We start from the raw sequence: 17788 nt of genomic DNA, 5'->3' as shown, positions 1-17788 counted from the left end.
CTTATCCACCTTTCTTTAATTGAGATGCAAATTCTTTTTTACGTTGATTATTTTTCATCATTTTCCAAATAATCCCTCTACTTGGAGCGAAAAGAATACTGATCAACACAATTGAACTGATGATTAAAACAATCGTTGGTCCTGTTGGAATTTGTTGCCCTAATGAACTGATCATCGTTCCAATGATTCCAGAAATACATCCAAAAACTGCTGCTAACCCTACCATAATGGATAAATGATTTGTCCATTGTCTGGCTGCTACGGCTGGTCCAATTAAAAGAGAACTCATCAAGATAACTCCAACTGATTGTAGTCCCATCACGATAACGATCACCGTTAGAGTAGCCAACAGACTATTCATCCAATAGACTGGTAATCCAATACTAGTAGCAAATGACTGATCAAAAGCCATTAATTTAAATTCTTTCCAGAATGCGATTACCACGATCAATAACACGGCTCCTACTAAGAACATAATTCTGACATCTCGTTCTAAAAGAGTAGACGATTGTCCAAAAATAAATTTTTCCAAACCAGCTTGATTAGAATTTGGGCTCTTTTGGATAAAGGTCAGCAAAACTAAACCAAGACCAAAGAAAACGGCTGTTGTTAACGCTAGTGCACTATCGAATTTGACTTTAGAGTGTTTAACGATGACCATGATCAACCAAGTAGCCAACAAGCCTGAAATAAGTGCCCCAAGCAACAAAATTTCCATTTGCTTATTTGAGGTAAGAATAAATGCTAGACAAATTCCTGGCAGTGCTGCATGACTTACCGCATCTCCAAGTAAGCTTTGTTTACGTAAAACAGCAAAACTTCCGATAACTCCACTTAATAAACCTAAGATACTCGAACCGAAAACGACTACTTGAAAAGTATAATCAAAGAAAAGAGCACTTAGTACATCCATTTACTCTTCCTCCCATGGTTTTGTTTGATTTTGACGATAAGTTTTGGCAATCAATTCTTTAGTAAAGGTTGTTTCAATTGGTCCGCTTCCAATCAATTCACGATTGATCAAAATAACTTCATCAAAGTATTCAGGCACAGTTTGTAAATCATGGTGAACAACGACAATCGTTTTCCCCTCTGTTTTCAATTCTTTTAGTAATTGAATAATAATTTTTTCTGTTTGCGCATCTACACCTTGGAAAGGTTCATCCATTAAGTAAATCTCCGCTTCTTGAACCAATGCACGGGCTAGAAAGACACGCTGTCTTTGTCCACCAGATAATTGACTAATTTGTTTATCTTTGAAATCAACCATACCTACTTTTGCGAGCATCTCATTTGCTAAGGCTTTATCTTTCTTTTTAGGCCTTTTAAACCAACCTAAATGACCATATCTTCCCATCACAACGACATCTAAAACCGTTGTTGGAAAATCCCAATCCACACTTCCATTTTGAGGTACATATGCAACTAAATTTTTATTTTTTCCGTAATTTTCATCTTTTGTTTGTTCAAAAGTAAAATCTACTTCACCAGCAATTGGCTTGATTAAATTGATCAAAGATTTGATAAGTGTAGATTTACCCGCACCATTTGGTCCAACTATAGCTGTTAATGTGCCTTTAGGAATATTTACTGAAATATTCCACAAAACCGGTTGTGCTTCATAAGCTACAGTTAGTTGATTTAAGCGTATTGCAGTCTTTTTTTCTATTTGTTCATTCTCCATGCTTTATGCACTCCAGTCTCTTTGATTTATTTCAACGCATCAACAATGGTATCTACATTAGATTTCACTGTTTTTATATAAGTTTCGGTGTCGTTTGCTTCATCTCCAAGAGAATCCGAGTAAAGTTCTCCGCCGATTTCAACTTCAAAGCCTTTTGCTTTAGTAGCTGCCTGTAAAGATTCAATGGTTCTTGTTGGAACAGAAGACTCAATAAAAATAGCTTTTATACCATTGTCTACAATATAATCTGCTAATTGGCTGATATCGCCTGTCCCTGCTTCAGCATTTGTGTTTAATCCTTGAAGCCCAATAACGTTAAATCCATATCCTTCACCAAAGTAACTAAAGGCATCATGAGCTGTTACTAAAACACGATCATCTTCTGGTATTTCATTTACACGATTGGTTACATATTGGTCTAACTCTTCCAATTCAAGCAAATAACTTTCTAAGTTTGATTGATAACTTGTTTCATTTTTAGGATCCGCAGAGATCAATCCTTTAGATACTTCTATTGCTGATTTTTTCCATAGACCTACGTCAAACCAAATATGCGGGTCAATGGAAGTACTGCCTTCTCCAGCAGAGAGAACATCATCTTCATTTAAACCATCTTCTAAAGCAATAACGGTTTTTTTCTGTTCTTCTAGTCCTTGAAATATTTCACCCATTTTCCCTTCAAGTTCTAGTCCATTGTAAGCTACTACATCTGCAGACTGCATATAAATGACATCTCTTGCACTTGCTTTATACAAATGAGGATCTACCCCCGCAGACATCAGTCCGGTCACATCAACATGTTCCCCACCTATTTCTTTTAATAAATCGGTTAACATAGTCGTTGTGGCTACGACTTGTAACTTATCTGAATCCTGATCTGACCCAAAACTATAACAACCTGTTAGAAAAATAAATGCAATAAACAGTGAACTTAAAAGAGTGCGCTTAATAGTTTTCATCTTTTTCCTACTTTCTATGCCATTTCAATAAAAATACTCGTAGCAGCTTTATAACTGATTGCTAGCTGCTTACCTTCTGATTCAAGTATAATAGGTCCTTCATAAGCCCCTATATCCATTATTTTATATATATCGCCTATGTTAACTTCTAATGAAGCTAAATAATCCAACAATTCTTTCTCATCAGCGACTCGTTTGATCTTAACCACATCATAAACTTGTTTATCTACTAGATTTGGAAGTGTTTTTTCATCGATGATGCCTTTTTCAGTTGGAATCATTCCTCCATGAGGACAAACAGTGGGGAAATTTAAGTAATGATCTAATTTCCTTGCTAACTCAACGGAAGTAACGTGTTCTAATACCTCAGCTTCTTCATGAACCTCATTCCAGGCATATCCTAAATGACTAACTAAAAAAACTTCCCACAAGCGATGCTTTCTTACTAAAGCACTTGCTTTTTGAAGGCCCTCTGGGGTTAATTGAATCCCTTGATAAGGAACATGTTCAACAAATCCTCCTTTTAACAATTTGGTCACCATTTCGCTGACAGATGCAGCAGATACCTTTAGCCCTGCAACGAGTTCTTTATTGGTTACTTTTTTAGTTGTACCACCAAGTTCATAAATCATTTTCAAGTAATCTTCTTTATTTGGCGTCATAGTTTTCTCCTAACATATTTTTTAGGTTTATCCTTTTAAGTACTGTAGATAAGATAATCTAATTGGATTATCTTTTTTGACCTGTTATTTGGAGCCCTAACAGCATCCAATCACATTTTTTAGGCTTACCTAACTTATATTAAAAGTATACCTTGATTTTTTTTTTTTGCAAGTCCTTTAGCCAACTAATTGCATTTTGAATACAAAAAAGAAAAGCTAAGGCAATTTGCCTTAGCTTTTCTTTTTTGTTCTTAATGTATTTCTTCAAATGCATCAATAATAATTTGTTTCAACTCACTAATTAAGGGTTGTTTTGGATTAGCTGTGGTACATTGATCTTCAAATGCTAATTCTGCTAACTGATCAACTGTATCATATAAAGTTTCAGAAGTTACACCTTGACCTTTCAAGCTCATATCAATACCAACATCTTTTCCTAATTTATTGATTTCTTGGACCAAAGATTCTACTAATTCTTCTGTAGTGTTCCCTTTAAATCCTAAGAAACGAGCGATTTCAGCATAATCTTCATGTGCATGGAAATATTCATATTTTGGAAACAAAGCATGTTTTGCTGGATCTTTTGCATTGTATCGAATAACATGAGGCATCAAGATTGCATTTGTACGTCCATGAGGAATGTCATATGCTGCGCCAATTTTATGTGCAATTGAATGGTTGATTCCTAAGAATGCATTTGCAAATGCCATCCCTGCCATAGTTGAAGCATTATGCATTTTTTCTCGTGCTTCTTCTGTCCCATATTCATATGAATTACGCAAATTCTCAAACACAAGTTTGATTGCTTGGAGGCTAAGCCCTTTTGTATAATCACTAGCCATTACTGAAACATAAGATTCAATCGCATGTGTTAAAACATCCATACCTGTGTCAGCTGTAACAGATTTCGGAACACTCATCACAAACTGAGGATCAATTATTGCTACATCCGGAGTAAGTGCATAATCTGCTAGTGGATATTTCACATGAGTTTCACTATCTGTTATAACTGCAAAAGGTGTCACTTCAGAACCTGTACCAGAGGTTGTCGGTATGCAAACAAACTGTGTTTTTGTTAGATTTGGAATTTTATAAGTTCTTTTGCGAATATCTAAAAACTTCTGTTTAGCTCCAAAGAAAATTGTCTCAGGTTTCTCATAGAACAACCACATTCCTTTTGCAGCATCCATTGCTGAACCTCCACCAATAGCAATAATCGTATCTGGTTGAAAACGAATCATAGCTTCTGTTCCAGCTTTAACAGTCTCTGTAGAAGGATTTGGCTCTACATCTGAAAAAATTTCAATTTGAACTTTATTTGTTCGCTTCATTAGCTCTTGTACTACTGTATCTGCATAGCCAAATTGCACCATACCAGGATCGCAGACTAGAAAAACACGTTCGACATTTTCCATGTCTTGTAAATAAGCCAGAGAATTTTTTTCAAAATAAACTTTTGCTGGTAATTTAAACCACTGCATGTTATTTCTCCGTTTCGCAATTGTTTTAACGTTCATCAAGTTTACTGCCGTAACATTTTTAGAGATTGAATTTTTTCCATACGATCCGCAACCTAGTGTTAATGAAGGAATCATGTTGTTGTATAAATCTCCTATTCCGCCTTGAGCTGTTGGAGAATTCACTAAAATACGACAAGCCTTCATTTCTACTCCAAATTTTTCTGCTAGCGTATCATTTTGAGTATGAATCGCAGCTGAATGACCTAATCCGCCCAATTCTAGCATCTGTTGGGATAAATCAAATGCATGACGAGTAGAATCTGCTTTTATCATTGCAAGTACTGGAGATAATTTTTCGCGAGATAACGGATAATCTACACCAACTCCGTTTATTTCTACTACAATCATTTTCGTTTCTTTTGGTATTTCTATACCGGCAAGTGCTGCAATTTTGTAAGGAGCTTGTCCTACTATTTCTGGATTTACAGCAACTTTTGCTTCATTCATAACAGCATTTTCAAATTTTTCTATTTCGTTTGGTTTAGCAAAATAAATAGAATGTTTTTTAAACTCCTCTTTTACTTCTTGATAAATTTCTTTATCTACAATAACTGCTTGTTCTGAAGCACAAATCATTCCATTATCAAATGTTTTTGAGGCAATGATATCATTGACTGCACGTTTGATTTTTGCAGATTTTTCAATGTAACTTGGGACATTCCCTGGTCCTACTCCTAAAGCCGGTTTGCCAGTGGAATAAGCTGATTTAACCATCGCCGCTCCTCCAGTTGCTAATACGATCGCAACTCCTGGATGCTGCATCAAACTATTCGTAGCTTCCAAAGAAGGGTGCTCGATCCATTGTATACAGTTTTCTGGTGCTCCAGCTTTTATAGCAGCTTCTTTCAAGACAGTTGCTGCGGCTATGGAACATTTTTGTGCACTTGGATGAAAAGAGAAAATAATTGGGTTACGTGTTTTTAAAGCAATTAAAGCTTTAAACATTGTTGTAGATGTTGGATTAGTAACAGGCGTTACACCACACACTACTCCGACTGGTGTGGCTACTTCTATCAATTCAGTTTGACTATCCTTACTAATGATTCCAACTGTTTTATTATCTTTTATAGAATTCCAAATAGATTCTGTGGCAAACATATTTTTAATGCACTTATCTTCATAGATTCCTCTGCCTGTTTCTTCAACTGCCATTTTAGCCAATGGCATATGTTGGTTTAAACCTGCCATTGCCATTTGATGGACAATAAAATCCACTTTTTCTTGATCGAATGTTTCTAAAATACTTAAAGCTTCTTTCCCTTGGTTAACTAAGGTGTCGATTGCATCGGATACACTAACTTGATTGCTTACAGCACTTTTTTTATTTGTTTTGATTTTTTCTTTCATACTAACTTCCATCATTTCAAATCCTCCTAGTATTGTTATCAATTTCACAATTATCATACTTTATTTTTATTTTTTTGTAAAGCAAAATAATGTCATTTGATTAATTTCATTTAAAAACCTTTAAATGAAAGGTTTTTAAACTTTATACATTTCAAACATTTTATTTTCTTAATGTTAAACAATTCACAAATACACTTTAAAAAAAGAGGGACAGCAAATACACTGATTCCTCTTTTTAAAATAAATCATCAAAGTTCATATCTTCAAGTGAAGTAACTTTATAAACTTGGGCTTCTACAGCAGCATAATCTAAGTACTGATTTGGTGTGATTTTCATAATATCATTAATTTGTTGGTAATAGTGTGTTGGTCTTATTCTTTTCCAACAGAAGCTTGTAACGTAATTCCATAAATCTTCTTCGTTTATTTGATGGTAACCCATTTGATTAAATTCTTGCATTTTCAACTTTAACCATGGTTCATACTTAGCATAGTAAGCAAAGGATTCATTGATCAACAGCATGCACTCCTTATCTAAAAACTGTTTTCATTCCCTTTATGTAACTACTACAGAACTTTAAAACAAAATAACATAATTTGTTTTAAAACACAACTATTGCATTAAAAAAGGATGCTACCAGTTTTAGTCTGATAGCACCCTTTAAGTTCTTAAGTGTAACGATTAAAGTTTTTCGTCAGTATTGTTTTCTACTATATCTTGAGGTGGTGTGTTTGTTCCAAGATCTTCTACAGGAGTTGAAACTCCGTTAGTCACTATGCGAGCAATAGCTTTCTTTTCAAATGTTAAAAAGATTCCGTCACAATCAAGTACAACAGTATTATTGGTTGTATTCACTTCATCAATAATCCCATGTAGTCCACCAATTGTTACGACTGAGTCGCCTTTTTTCATAGCATCAAGCATATTTTGTGTTTTTGTAGCAGCTTTTTTTTGCGGGCGAATCATCATAAAATACATCAAACCCATAATCGCAATAAAAGGTACAAAATTAAGAATTAACTCCATTTTTCCACTCCATTCTCCGATTCAATCATCTTTACATTACTTACTTTACCAAACATATAGTCTTTTTACTATCTCTTAAATAAAATTCTTATAAAACCTTTAGAAATTTCTGGCATTTGGTTTATTATAACCATATTCTTCAAAAAAGCTTTCTCTATACTCCAATAAATTATCATCCATAATAGCCTGTCTTACATCTTTCATTACATTTAACAAGAAATACAGATTATGGTAACTAGTCAAACGTAACCCGAATGTTTCATCCGCTTTAATCAAATGACGGATATAAGCTCTTGTATAATTTCGACAAGTGTAGCAATCACATTTATCATCCAATGGTCCAAAATCACGTTCATATTGTGCGTTTTTGATAACCACTCGACCTTTACTGGTCATACATGTCCCATTACGAGCAATACGAGTAGGCAATACGCAATCAAACATATCGACTCCTCTCATGACCCCATCGATCAATGAATCGGCAGTCCCTACGCCCATCAAATAACGCGGTTTATCATCTGGAATAAGAGGTGTAGTATATTCTAGTACTTTATTCATACTTTCTTTTGGTTCTCCAACAGATAACCCTCCTATTGAATACCCAGGAAAATCCATTGAAACCAAGTCACGAGCGCTTTGTTGACGAAGTTCTTTAAATCCAGCACCTTGGATAATACCAAATAAACCTTGACGATCAGGATTTGCATGTGCTTTTAAGCCTCTTTCAGCCCAACGACTTGTTCGTTCAACTGATTTTTTTACATAGTCAAAACTTTCGTCAAAAGGCGGACATTCATCAAAACTCATCATAATATCTGGACCAAGTTTATTTTGAATATTAATGGCTTTTTCAGGAGACAAGAACATTTTCGAGCCATTCAAATGGTTTCTGAAATGAACCCCTTCTTCTTCAATTCTACGCAAATCACTTAATGAAAATACTTGGAATCCGCCTGAATCGGTTAAAATACCTTTGTCCCAATTCATGAACTTGTGTAGTCCACCTGCTTCTTCAACGATATCCTCACCCGGACGTAGCCATAAATGATACGTATTGCTTAAAATAATATTAGCTCCCATTGACTCTAATTCTTCAGGAGCAATACTTTTTACAGTAGCTAACGTTCCAACTGGCATAAACATAGGTGTTGGAAAAGTTCCGTGAGGAGTAATAATTTCTCCTAGTCTTGCACCTGTATGTTTTTCTTTTTTTATCAATCGGTATTTAATTGCTGGTTCTGACATGTTTCTATTCCTACTTTCGTTCTTCTTAGATTACAGATTTATTAACAATTTTTTATTTACAATTCCTTAACGCACGGTTTTTAGTATTAACTCAATAACATCATTCAAATGAATTGTCAGTCCTTGTTCATCCTCTGAGTATTCTTTTCTAGCTTTATCAACTAAAAGACTCATAATAGCACTATTAAACATAAAAATAATGGTTTCATACTGTTGATCCGTTAATGAATGGTCTTTTGAAAACTCTTTTAATTTAGTACACAGTAATTGTTGGATGTATTCTTGTTTATAGTTAAAAATCGATTTTGTTTGTTCATTGCCTACTTCTTTAATCGTACTAAGAACAATTTGGCGATGTCTATCAAAAATATCCGCAATAAAGCGACCGGACTGTTGCATTAAATCCGTTGTATCTTTAAAACTCTGAGAAAAAAATTCATCTACTTCATTAGTAATTTGTTTTGTGTGTTGTTTAAAAGCAGTATCCATTAAAACTTGTTTAGATTGAAAATTTTTAAAAATAGTTGTTTCATTAACTTCAGCTTTTTGTGCGATCATCTTTGTTGTAGTACTTTTATAACCCACATGTGAAACTAAATCTAATGCTGCATCAATTATGCGTTGCTGCGTTTGTGTTAATGCTTCCGCGTTTACATTTGCCACTTAATTATGACCTCCAAATTTACCATACTTTTAAACAAGTATGTACTCACTCAATATAATAGTTTATCACACTAATTTTAGAAAACAAGCTATTTTTTAACTTTAAGACACTTTATTGGTAACCGCTTTCTACTTGTGGTATATTATAGGTGGATAGAGAGACGCTTATATGAGTGAATCAGTTGAATTTCTTTAGTGTTTAGAAGTAGAAGAAGCAAAAAATCAACATTCTGTTTTTAGTTACAAGATTCACTGTCACATTCGTTTAAAAATAAAGCTGTACCTTAAGAAACACAGTAGTTACGATTTTTAAAGGTTTAAAGGCAGTTTAACCAAAGTAGTAAAGAAACTGTATGTCGTTTTAAAAGAAGTTCAAGTAAATGTTTGTTTTTAACTATTCGCTGATTCGCTCCTATCCTCTCTAAAAACCAATAGAAGTTGGCCTGAAAAGCCAACTTCTATTTTTTTTATTCAGCTTAATGGTAAGTCTTTACTTGACAAACATTGCATCTCCAAAACTAAAGAAACGATATTTTTCGTCTACTGCATGTTGATAAGCAGCTAAAACATGCTCTCTTCCTGCAAAAGCACTGACCAACATTACTAATGTTGATTTTGGCAAATGAAAATTAGTTGAAAAAGCATCTACAACTTTAAATGTATAGCCCGGTGATATAAAAATATCCGTCCATCCGCTGTCTGCTTTTATTTCTCCATTAAATTTGGTACCAATCGTTTCTAACGTACGAATAGAGGTTGTTCCTACAGCAACAATTCTACCGCCATTGTTTCGAACAGTCGTTAATTCTGCGGCAGATTCTTCTGTTAATCGATAAAATTCTGAATGCATTTCATGATCTTCAATCGAATCTACACTAACGGGTCTGAAAGTACCGAGACCTACATGTAACGTTAAAAAGATCAATTTTACACCTTTTGATTTGATTTTTTCTAGTAATTCTTCTGTGAAATGCAGGCCAGCTGTAGGGGCAGCAGCAGAACCGTTTTCTTTTGCGTACACGGTTTGATAACGTTCACTATCTTCTAATCGCTCTTTGATGTATGGAGGAAGAGGCATTTCTCCTAATGATTCTAAAACTTCTAAAAAGATACCATCGTAAGAAAAATCAATGATTCTTCCTCCATGAGTTAATTCTTCCATTACAGTCGCAGTCAGTCTTCCATCTCCAAAAGAAATGACATCACCCACTATAGCTTTCTTAGCTGGTTTAACAAGCGTTTCCCATTGATCTTTTTCTGTGTTTTTTAATAACAATATTTCAAGATGTGCGCCTGTTGCTGGTTTTACTCCGTGTAACCGTGCTGGAAGTACACGTGTATCATTCATAACCAGTGCATCACCTTCATTAAGTTCCTCAAGGATATCCGTGAAGTGTTTATCGTCAACCTCTCCAGTTTCTTTATCTAAAATCAATAATTTTGAACTTGAGCGGTTTTCTAAAGGTGTTTGAGCAATTAATTCTTCTGGTAAATCAAAATCAAAATCTTTTGTTGTTAACATAGTCATACTCCTAATCTGTATAAGTAATTGGGTAACCGAGATGAGTGTAGCCCATATGAGTTACAATTCTTCCACGTGGGGTCCGTTGAAGGAAGCCTGCTTGCAACAAATATGGCTCAACCATATCTTCAATCGTTTCAATTTCTTCTCCAATATTAGCTGCAATCGTAGACAATCCAACTGGTCCCCCATGATAATTTTCAATCATCGTTTTTAATAATTTTTGATCAACAAAATCTAATCCTTCTTGATCGATTCGCAGCATCGCCAATGCTTCATCTGCTATTTGTTTTTTTATCACACCATTAGACTCTACTTGAGCATAATCCCTTACACGTTTCAACAAGCGATTTGCTACTCGAGGAGTCCCTCTCGATCGTCTGGCAATTTCGATTGCACCTGATTCGATTATTTCAGTATTAAAGATATCTGCTGAACGCAAAACAATATCACTCAGCTCTTCTACTGTGTAATATTCCATATGCGAGACAATGCCAAAACGGTCCCTTAAAGGAGCTGATAACAATCCTGCTCTTGTTGTTGCACCCACAAGAGTAAAAGGCGGCAACGGGAAGTGAACAGGGTGTGCAGTTGGCCCTTGTCCTACAATGATGTCTACAAAGTAATCCTCCATAGCAGAATACAACATTTCTTCAACTAGTCTTGGCATACGATGGATTTCATCTATAAATAGAACGTCACCAGCTTCTAACTCATTCAAAAGAGCAACTAAATCTCCTGCTTTCTCGATTGCAGGACCACTTGTTGTTCGTATTGCTACGTCCATTTCATTTGAGATCACCATTGCCATCGTTGTTTTCCCTAAACCAGGCGGGCCATAAAGTAAGACGTGATCTAGCGCTTCTTCACGATTCTTTGCTGCTTCTATATAAATAGACAATTCTCTTTTTACTTTTTCTTGGCCGATGTATTCCTCTAAATAATGTGGACGTAGTGATTTTTCTAACGAAATTTCTTCTGTCGTACTGCTATCACCGGAAATAATGCGTTCTTCTGGATTCATTGTTTTTCACCACTTTTCTTTTTTTGCACTTTGTTTACTTCTTCATCAATAATCGCAAAGCTTCTCGTAAATAAGCATCTGTTGATTCCTTATTTAATTTACGAATTTGCGGTTCAATTTTTTTGATTTCTTTCGCACTATATCCTAACGCTTCTAGAGCTTCCATTGCTTCAGTAACATGATTGTAATTAGTGGATAACACTAATTCCTGTTGATAATCAGCTGTATTTTCTAATGGTGCAACTGTCAAGTCAGCTAATTTCCCTTTTAGATCCAAAACGATTTGTGACGCCGTCTTTTTACCCACTCCTGGAAATTTTGTTAAATAAGCTGCGTCTTCATTTTCGATTGCTTGTACAAGACCTTGATGATTATCATTAGCTAAAATAGCTAATCCACTTTTGGGACCGATACCTGAAACGCTAAGCAATTTTAAGTACAATTGTTTTTCAGTATAGTCTTTAAATCCATATAACGTAATGGCATCTTCTCGAACAGCTTGGTGGACATAAATTGTTATTTCCTCATTTAATTTACTTGAAAAGCGAAAGGGGTTAGCTATAAACAATTGATACCCTATCCCATTCGTTTCAAGGACAATGTACGCAGGACTAACAAAAGTCACTATCCCTTTAATGTATTCATACATATTATTTTCTCCATTCACTCATTCTATCGTTTTACTAGATGCAAAAAGGCACACCTGTTCGCTATTTATTTTACCACATTTGCATCCATAAAAGGAGCTGCTGCCTAAAAAATCCTAGACAGAATATAAAAGCACCCTCTAAACCGTGTAAACAGTTAGAGAGTGCTTTTCCTATTTAACTTACTACATTAAGCAAATAATTTGCGGTAACTGTCGTACCCTTCTTCTTCTAATTTATCCACTGGTACAAATCTTAGAGCTGCTGAATTGATACAGTAGCGTAAACCACCCTGATCTTGAGGACCATCCGGAAAGACATGTCCTAAATGAGAGTTTGCTTCTGAACTTCTTACTTCAGTGCGTTGCATACCAAATTTTACATCCATTTTCTCAATAACTTCTTTTTCTTCAATTGGTTTTGTGAATGACGGCCAACCGCATCCTGCATCATATTTATCATTTGAAGAGAATAATGGTTTTCCACTGACAACGTCTACAAAAATACCATCTTTATAAAAGTCATCGTATTCACCTGTAAATGGACGTTCAGTAGCTTCATTTTGAGTTACTTCATATTGAATATCGGTTAATTTATTCTTCAATTCGTTTTTATCATAGCTGTTCATGAAAATCCTCCTTTTTGTTTCTACTTTCATTCTACACTTTTTAAAGAACTGCTACAATTCATTGAATTTAATTTATTGAATTCAATGAGGATCTTGGATACGTTTGAACATTTTTTCCATATCTTTATTGGTAAAATGAATTAACACTGGTCTTCCATGCGGGCAATTATATGGGTTTTCTGTCTTCTTTAAATCTTTTAATAACGCTCTAGCTTCTGCATCATTTAAATAATGATTTGCTTTGATCGAGCCTTTACAGCTCATCATAATGGCTGTAGCTTCTCTAAACTTAGCAACACTTACACTGCCTTGCTCCAATAACAAATCGATCATTTCTCTTACGATACTTTCTTCTTCTCCTTGGTTGAACCATACAGGATGACTTCTTAGTAGAAAACTATTTTGGCCAAATGGTTCTAAAAAAATACCCACAGTCTCCAATGCATCATTATTTTCTTTGATCTTGATTGCATCACTATTTGGGTAATCCAGCATTATAGGTACCAATAAATCCTGTAAATCATTACTGACTTCACCAATTTTTTTTCGGAAGTACTCGTACTTTATTCTCTCTTGAGCAGCATGCTGATCCAAGATATACAACCCTTTTTCATTTTGCGCAAATAAATACGTTCCATGCATTTGACCAACATATTCTAGCGTCGGAAATTGGTCAACAGATTCAGTAGGGATCTTTTTTTTCTCCATTAATTTACTGGCTGTTTTTAATGGCGATTCTTGGTGATAATCAACTAATTCACTGACTAGTTGATTTGGGACTTCTCCACCATGACTTTCTTGCGGAACATATCCAAAGGGAGTCTCTTGAGTATTTTCTTTCAAGAAAAAGGGATCTTCTTCAGCATCATCTACACTATCCTTTTCAAAAGATGTAGGTTGACGATGAGCGTTATAAGAGGTAGAAGATGAAAAAACATTCTCGGACTCTTTGTTATCTTCGTTTTTTATTTCTGGGTTTCTTTCTTGATGAAACTCAAATGTTGTTTGTTCATTTCCTACCATCGGCAAGTCTGTTTTCTTTTTAAAAGATAAATTTTCTAAAGCATCAGGAATAAGTTGTTCTTTACTTAGACTCTCATGAATAGCGGACTCTATCAGTTGCATCAATTCTTTTTCTTTACTAATACGAACTTCTTGCTTTGTCGGATGCACATTTACATCTACCAGCAAAGGATCCATCTCAATTTCAATGGCAGCAACCGGATAGCGTCCAACCATAAGTTTAGACCGATAACCTGAAATAATAGCTTTATTCAATAAATAATTCTTAATGTAGCGCCCATTTATAATAATTGAAATATAATTTCGACTTGCCCTCGTAAGTTCGGGTAATGAAATAAAACCTGACACTCTAAAATCCAAATCTTCTTTCTTAATTTCTCTCATTTTTTTGGCTGTGGCAACCCCATAAATACCTGCTAGAGTTTGTTTCAAATTGCCATTGCCAGCTGTTCGCAACAACTGATTGCCATCATGAACTAAGCGAAAAGCAATATTCGGGTGACTGATAGCCAATCGATTGACAATATCTGTCACATTCGACAGTTCTGTTTGTAAGCTCTTTACGTATTTTAATCGTGCAGGCGTATTGAAAAAAAGGTTTTCTATTGTGATCTTACTTCCTTTTCTTGCTTCATTCGCTCTTTCCTCAATGATTTTACCGCCTTTTAAAGAAAGGTACGTTCCACGTTCTCCACCGATCGATGTTTCTAGCGTAACCTCTGAAACGGAGGCAATACTGGGCAGAGCCTCGCCGCGAAATCCAAGTGTACGAATTCGGAAAAGATCATCACGAGAATAAATTTTACTTGTTGCATGTCGCTTGAATGCATTTTGAACTTCTTCTGGTTCGATACCTAGTCCATTATCAATGATCTGTATTTTTTTCAATCCAGCTTCTTCGATAAGAATGTCAATCTGGCTGCTTTCTGCATCAATTGCATTTTCAATCAATTCTTTTACTACTGAAGCAGGTCGCTCAATTACTTCGCCAGCCGCGATTTGATTAGCTAATACATCTGAGAGTTCTTGAATTTTTGCCATCTCTTCCATTCCTTCCTACTAACTATAATCAGTTCAGTTTCTGTTGCCATTCGCTAATGCAATTCAATGCTTCTAAAGGGGTCATTGTTAATAAATTCATTTTTCGAACAGCTTTAACGACTTCAGTCTCAGAATCTTCAAGCAGCCCGAATAAAGAAAGCTGTCCTTCATCCTTCTCTTCAACTTTTCCTTTTTGAGAAGACTTACTTGAAACTGACGTTTCTTTAGCTGAATCTATTTGAGTAGAGTGATTCAACACGATTTCTTCTTTTTGCTCCAGTTGTTCTAAAATAACAGCTGCGCGTGAAAGCAAATCATTAGGAAGCCCAGCAAGTTTAGCTACTTGTATCCCATAACTTTTATCTGCAGGACCAGGAAGCATTTTGTGTAAAAAGACTAATTCTCCCTCTTCTTCTACTGCACCTACATGGACATTTGTTAAACGATCCAGTCGCTCATCTAACACCGTTAATTCATGGTAATGGGTTGAAAATAATGTTTTTGCATGGACATTCTCATGAATGTATTCAATAATAGCTTCTGCTAAAGCCATACCGTCATAGGTGGCTGTTCCACGTCCAATTTCGTCAAATAAAATCAAGCTGTTCTTAGAAGCGTAACGCAAAGCTTCGTTCGCTTCCATCATTTCGACCATAAAGGTACTTTGGCCTGCAATTAAATCATCTGCTGCTCCAATACGGGTAAATATTTGATCAAATATCGGCATTGTCGCTTTATCAGCAGGAACAAAACAGCCCATTTGAGCCATAATAACGGTTAAGGCTAATTGCCTCATATACGTACTTTTACCTGACATATTCGGACCAGTAATAAGTAAAATTTCATTATCTTGATCCATTTCAACACTATTTGGCACATACGTTTGTTGTCCTAAAACTTTTTCTACAACGGGATGTCGTCCTTCTATCAAACTGATTTCTTGACTATTAGCAGTCATTAAAGGACGAGTATAATGGTATTTTTCGCTTATCGTTGCAAAACTCTGTAACACATCAATAGCGGCTACCGTTTTGGCTAATTTTTGCAATCGTTCAATGTAATCTTTAATCGTTTCTCTAACCTCAGCAAATAAAGTGTATTCTAGAAGCATGGATTTTTCTTCAGCTTCCAGAATTAAAACTTCTTTTTCTTTTAATTCTGGAGTAATAAACCGTTCAGCATTTGCTAAAGTTTGTTTCCGTTCGTAACGCCCTTCAGGCAAATTAGCAAGATTAGCTTTAGTGATCTCAATATAGTAACCAAAGATACGGTTGTAGCCAATTTTCAAGTTTCTAATGCCTGTTGCTGCTTTTTCTTCAGCCTCTAACTGAGCGATCCACTTTTTACCGTTACGCATAGCATCACGGTAAGTATCCAACTGATCATTGAACCCATCTTTAATGACTCCGCCATCTTTTATAGAAAGAGGAGCATTTTCATCTATTGCTTGATCAATCAACTGAACAACTTCAGGGACTTGATCTAAGTCGGTAATCAATTGATCCCATTCACCTTTATTCATCAACTGTATGATCTCAATTAGCTGAGGAATTTGAAGCAACGAGGTTTGGAGTTGAATTAAGTCACGTCCATTAACATTACCAAATGCTACCCTTCCAGCTAACCTTTCTAAATCATATACTCTCGTCAATGCTTCATTTAAATCTGTTCTTTCAAAGAAATGATTGATTAAACTTTCAACAATATTCTGTCTCATCGTGATCTGTTGTTCTTGAATGAGAGGTCTATCGATCCATTGCTTTAAAAGTCTTCCTCCCATTGCTGTTTTTGTTTCATCCAGCAACCACAAGAGAGTCCCTTTTTTTTGTCCTGTACGAATCGAAGAAACCAATTCTAAATTATGCTTAGAATAATGATCCATTTTCAAATAATTAGTAGGAGAATAAACTTCTACTTTTTGTAGGTGACCTAAATTTCGTTTTTGGGTAACATATAAATAAGAAAACAATAATTTTACAACATCAATCAAATCGCTGTTCTCTATCTCACTTGTGAGGTAAGAAAATTCTGCACGTTCAATCATTTCTTTTTGAGTAGATACCATAATGCCTAATTTTGTTTCTAATTCCGCTTGTACATCTACTTCCATCGCTTCTTTAAAAACAACTTCTTTTGCTTTCAAACTCATTAGTTCACTCATTACTGCTTCCAATGAATTTAATTTTGTCGTTTTTAATTCTCCTGTACTTAAATCAGCATAGGCTAAGTGATAATGATCTGTATTGGTACTCATCAAAGCAGCTAAATAATTATTTGTTTTAGCGTCCATAGACTTGGTATCCATAGCTGTTCCTGGTGTAATTAACTGAACGACCTCTCTTTTCACCATACCTTTTGCGGTTTTTGGATCCTCTACTTGTTCACAAATGGCTACTTTGTATCCTCGTTCTATTAAGCTGTCAATGTACCCTTTTGCTGCATGATAAGGAACCCCACACATTGGAATTGGTTCATCTGCATTACGGTTCCGACTCGTTAACGTAACTTCTAAAAGTTGCGAAGCCTTAATAGCATCTTCATTAAATAGTTCATAAAAATCTCCCAAGCGATAAAACAAAAAAGCATCTGGGTAATTTGCCTTTATTCCTAGATACTGTTCCATCATAGGCGTTTGTTTTGTTTTTTGTGGCACTTTTCCCGCCCCCTTGTGATTAATCTGTCGTTCACTAGTGATATTTATTCAAAACCGCCATTGAACGGTCGGTCATCATTGATGACAATATTTTCAATAGTTTTAGCTTCCCCTGTATTATCATCGATATCAATAAAACAACC

Annotated in this window: 15 protein-coding genes; all 15 read right to left on the bottom strand. The window is 35.3% G+C overall.

Going from position 1 to position 17788, the window contains the following annotated elements; translation table 11 throughout:
• Position 1: 1 nt before the first annotated feature.
• The 15 genes from ABS911_RS02540 to mutS all read right to left on the bottom strand — a co-directional run bounded on the left by ABS911_RS02540 (position 2) and on the right by mutS (position 17645).
• Positions 2–913: a metal ABC transporter permease gene (locus ABS911_RS02540; protein ID WP_350466146.1), complete on the bottom strand. Its 912-nt coding sequence runs from the start codon at positions 911–913 to the stop codon at positions 2–4.
• Entirely contained in the window at positions 914–1684 is a 771-nt protein-coding gene (locus tag ABS911_RS02535; RefSeq protein WP_350466145.1) for a metal ABC transporter ATP-binding protein, read from the bottom strand.
• 26 nt (positions 1685–1710) lie between these two features.
• Positions 1711–2643 (bottom strand): metal ABC transporter solute-binding protein, Zn/Mn family, encoded by a 933-nt coding sequence (locus ABS911_RS02530; RefSeq protein ID WP_350466144.1) that lies wholly within the window; start codon positions 2641–2643, stop codon positions 1711–1713.
• A gap of 14 nt (positions 2644–2657) precedes the next feature.
• On the bottom strand, positions 2658–3305 hold the full coding sequence (locus ABS911_RS02525; RefSeq protein WP_350466143.1) for a metal-dependent transcriptional regulator: 648 nt from the start codon (positions 3303–3305) through the stop codon (positions 2658–2660).
• 251 nt (positions 3306–3556) lie between these two features.
• Positions 3557–6187 (bottom strand): bifunctional acetaldehyde-CoA/alcohol dehydrogenase, encoded by a 2631-nt coding sequence (adhE, locus tag ABS911_RS02520; protein WP_350466142.1) that lies wholly within the window; start codon positions 6185–6187, stop codon positions 3557–3559.
• A 220-nt stretch (positions 6188–6407) separates the two neighbouring features.
• Positions 6408–6695: a post-transcriptional regulator gene (locus ABS911_RS02515; protein WP_350466141.1), complete on the bottom strand. Its 288-nt coding sequence runs from the start codon at positions 6693–6695 to the stop codon at positions 6408–6410.
• Between the two features lie 159 nt (positions 6696–6854).
• Positions 6855–7199 carry a preprotein translocase subunit YajC gene (gene yajC, locus ABS911_RS02510; protein ID WP_350451916.1) on the bottom strand — a complete coding sequence of 115 codons (345 nt, stop codon included), beginning with the start codon at positions 7197–7199 and terminating at the stop codon, positions 6855–6857.
• 99 nt (positions 7200–7298) lie between these two features.
• Positions 7299–8444 (bottom strand): tRNA guanosine(34) transglycosylase Tgt, encoded by a 1146-nt coding sequence (gene tgt, locus ABS911_RS02505; protein ID WP_350466140.1) that lies wholly within the window; start codon positions 8442–8444, stop codon positions 7299–7301.
• 66 nt (positions 8445–8510) lie between these two features.
• Positions 8511–9107 carry a TetR/AcrR family transcriptional regulator gene (locus tag ABS911_RS02500; protein ID WP_350466139.1) on the bottom strand — a complete coding sequence of 199 codons (597 nt, stop codon included), beginning with the start codon at positions 9105–9107 and terminating at the stop codon, positions 8511–8513.
• A gap of 490 nt (positions 9108–9597) precedes the next feature.
• A complete protein-coding gene (gene queA / locus ABS911_RS02495; protein ID WP_350466138.1) occupies positions 9598–10629 on the bottom strand; it encodes a tRNA preQ1(34) S-adenosylmethionine ribosyltransferase-isomerase QueA in 1032 nt (343 codons plus the stop codon).
• A 10-nt stretch (positions 10630–10639) separates the two neighbouring features.
• Entirely contained in the window at positions 10640–11653 is a 1014-nt protein-coding gene (gene ruvB / locus ABS911_RS02490) for a Holliday junction branch migration DNA helicase RuvB (RefSeq protein ID WP_350466137.1), read from the bottom strand.
• A 34-nt stretch (positions 11654–11687) separates the two neighbouring features.
• A complete protein-coding gene (gene ruvA / locus ABS911_RS02485; protein ID WP_350466136.1) occupies positions 11688–12302 on the bottom strand; it encodes a Holliday junction branch migration protein RuvA in 615 nt (204 codons plus the stop codon).
• 188 nt (positions 12303–12490) lie between these two features.
• The gene (msrB, locus tag ABS911_RS02480; RefSeq protein ID WP_350466135.1) at positions 12491–12928 is read right to left on the bottom strand and encodes a peptide-methionine (R)-S-oxide reductase MsrB; all 438 of its coding nucleotides are present in this window, start codon (positions 12926–12928) and stop codon (positions 12491–12493) included.
• Between the two features lie 81 nt (positions 12929–13009).
• A complete protein-coding gene (gene mutL / locus ABS911_RS02475) occupies positions 13010–14992 on the bottom strand; it encodes a DNA mismatch repair endonuclease MutL (RefSeq protein ID WP_350466134.1) in 1983 nt (660 codons plus the stop codon).
• A 28-nt stretch (positions 14993–15020) separates the two neighbouring features.
• The gene (gene mutS, locus ABS911_RS02470) at positions 15021–17645 is read right to left on the bottom strand and encodes a DNA mismatch repair protein MutS (protein ID WP_350466133.1); all 2625 of its coding nucleotides are present in this window, start codon (positions 17643–17645) and stop codon (positions 15021–15023) included.
• Between the last annotated feature and the right edge of the window lie 143 nt (positions 17646–17788).

This window comes from Carnobacterium sp., from assembly GCF_040274425.1.
This window is presented reverse-complemented; position numbering and strand designations above follow the sequence as displayed.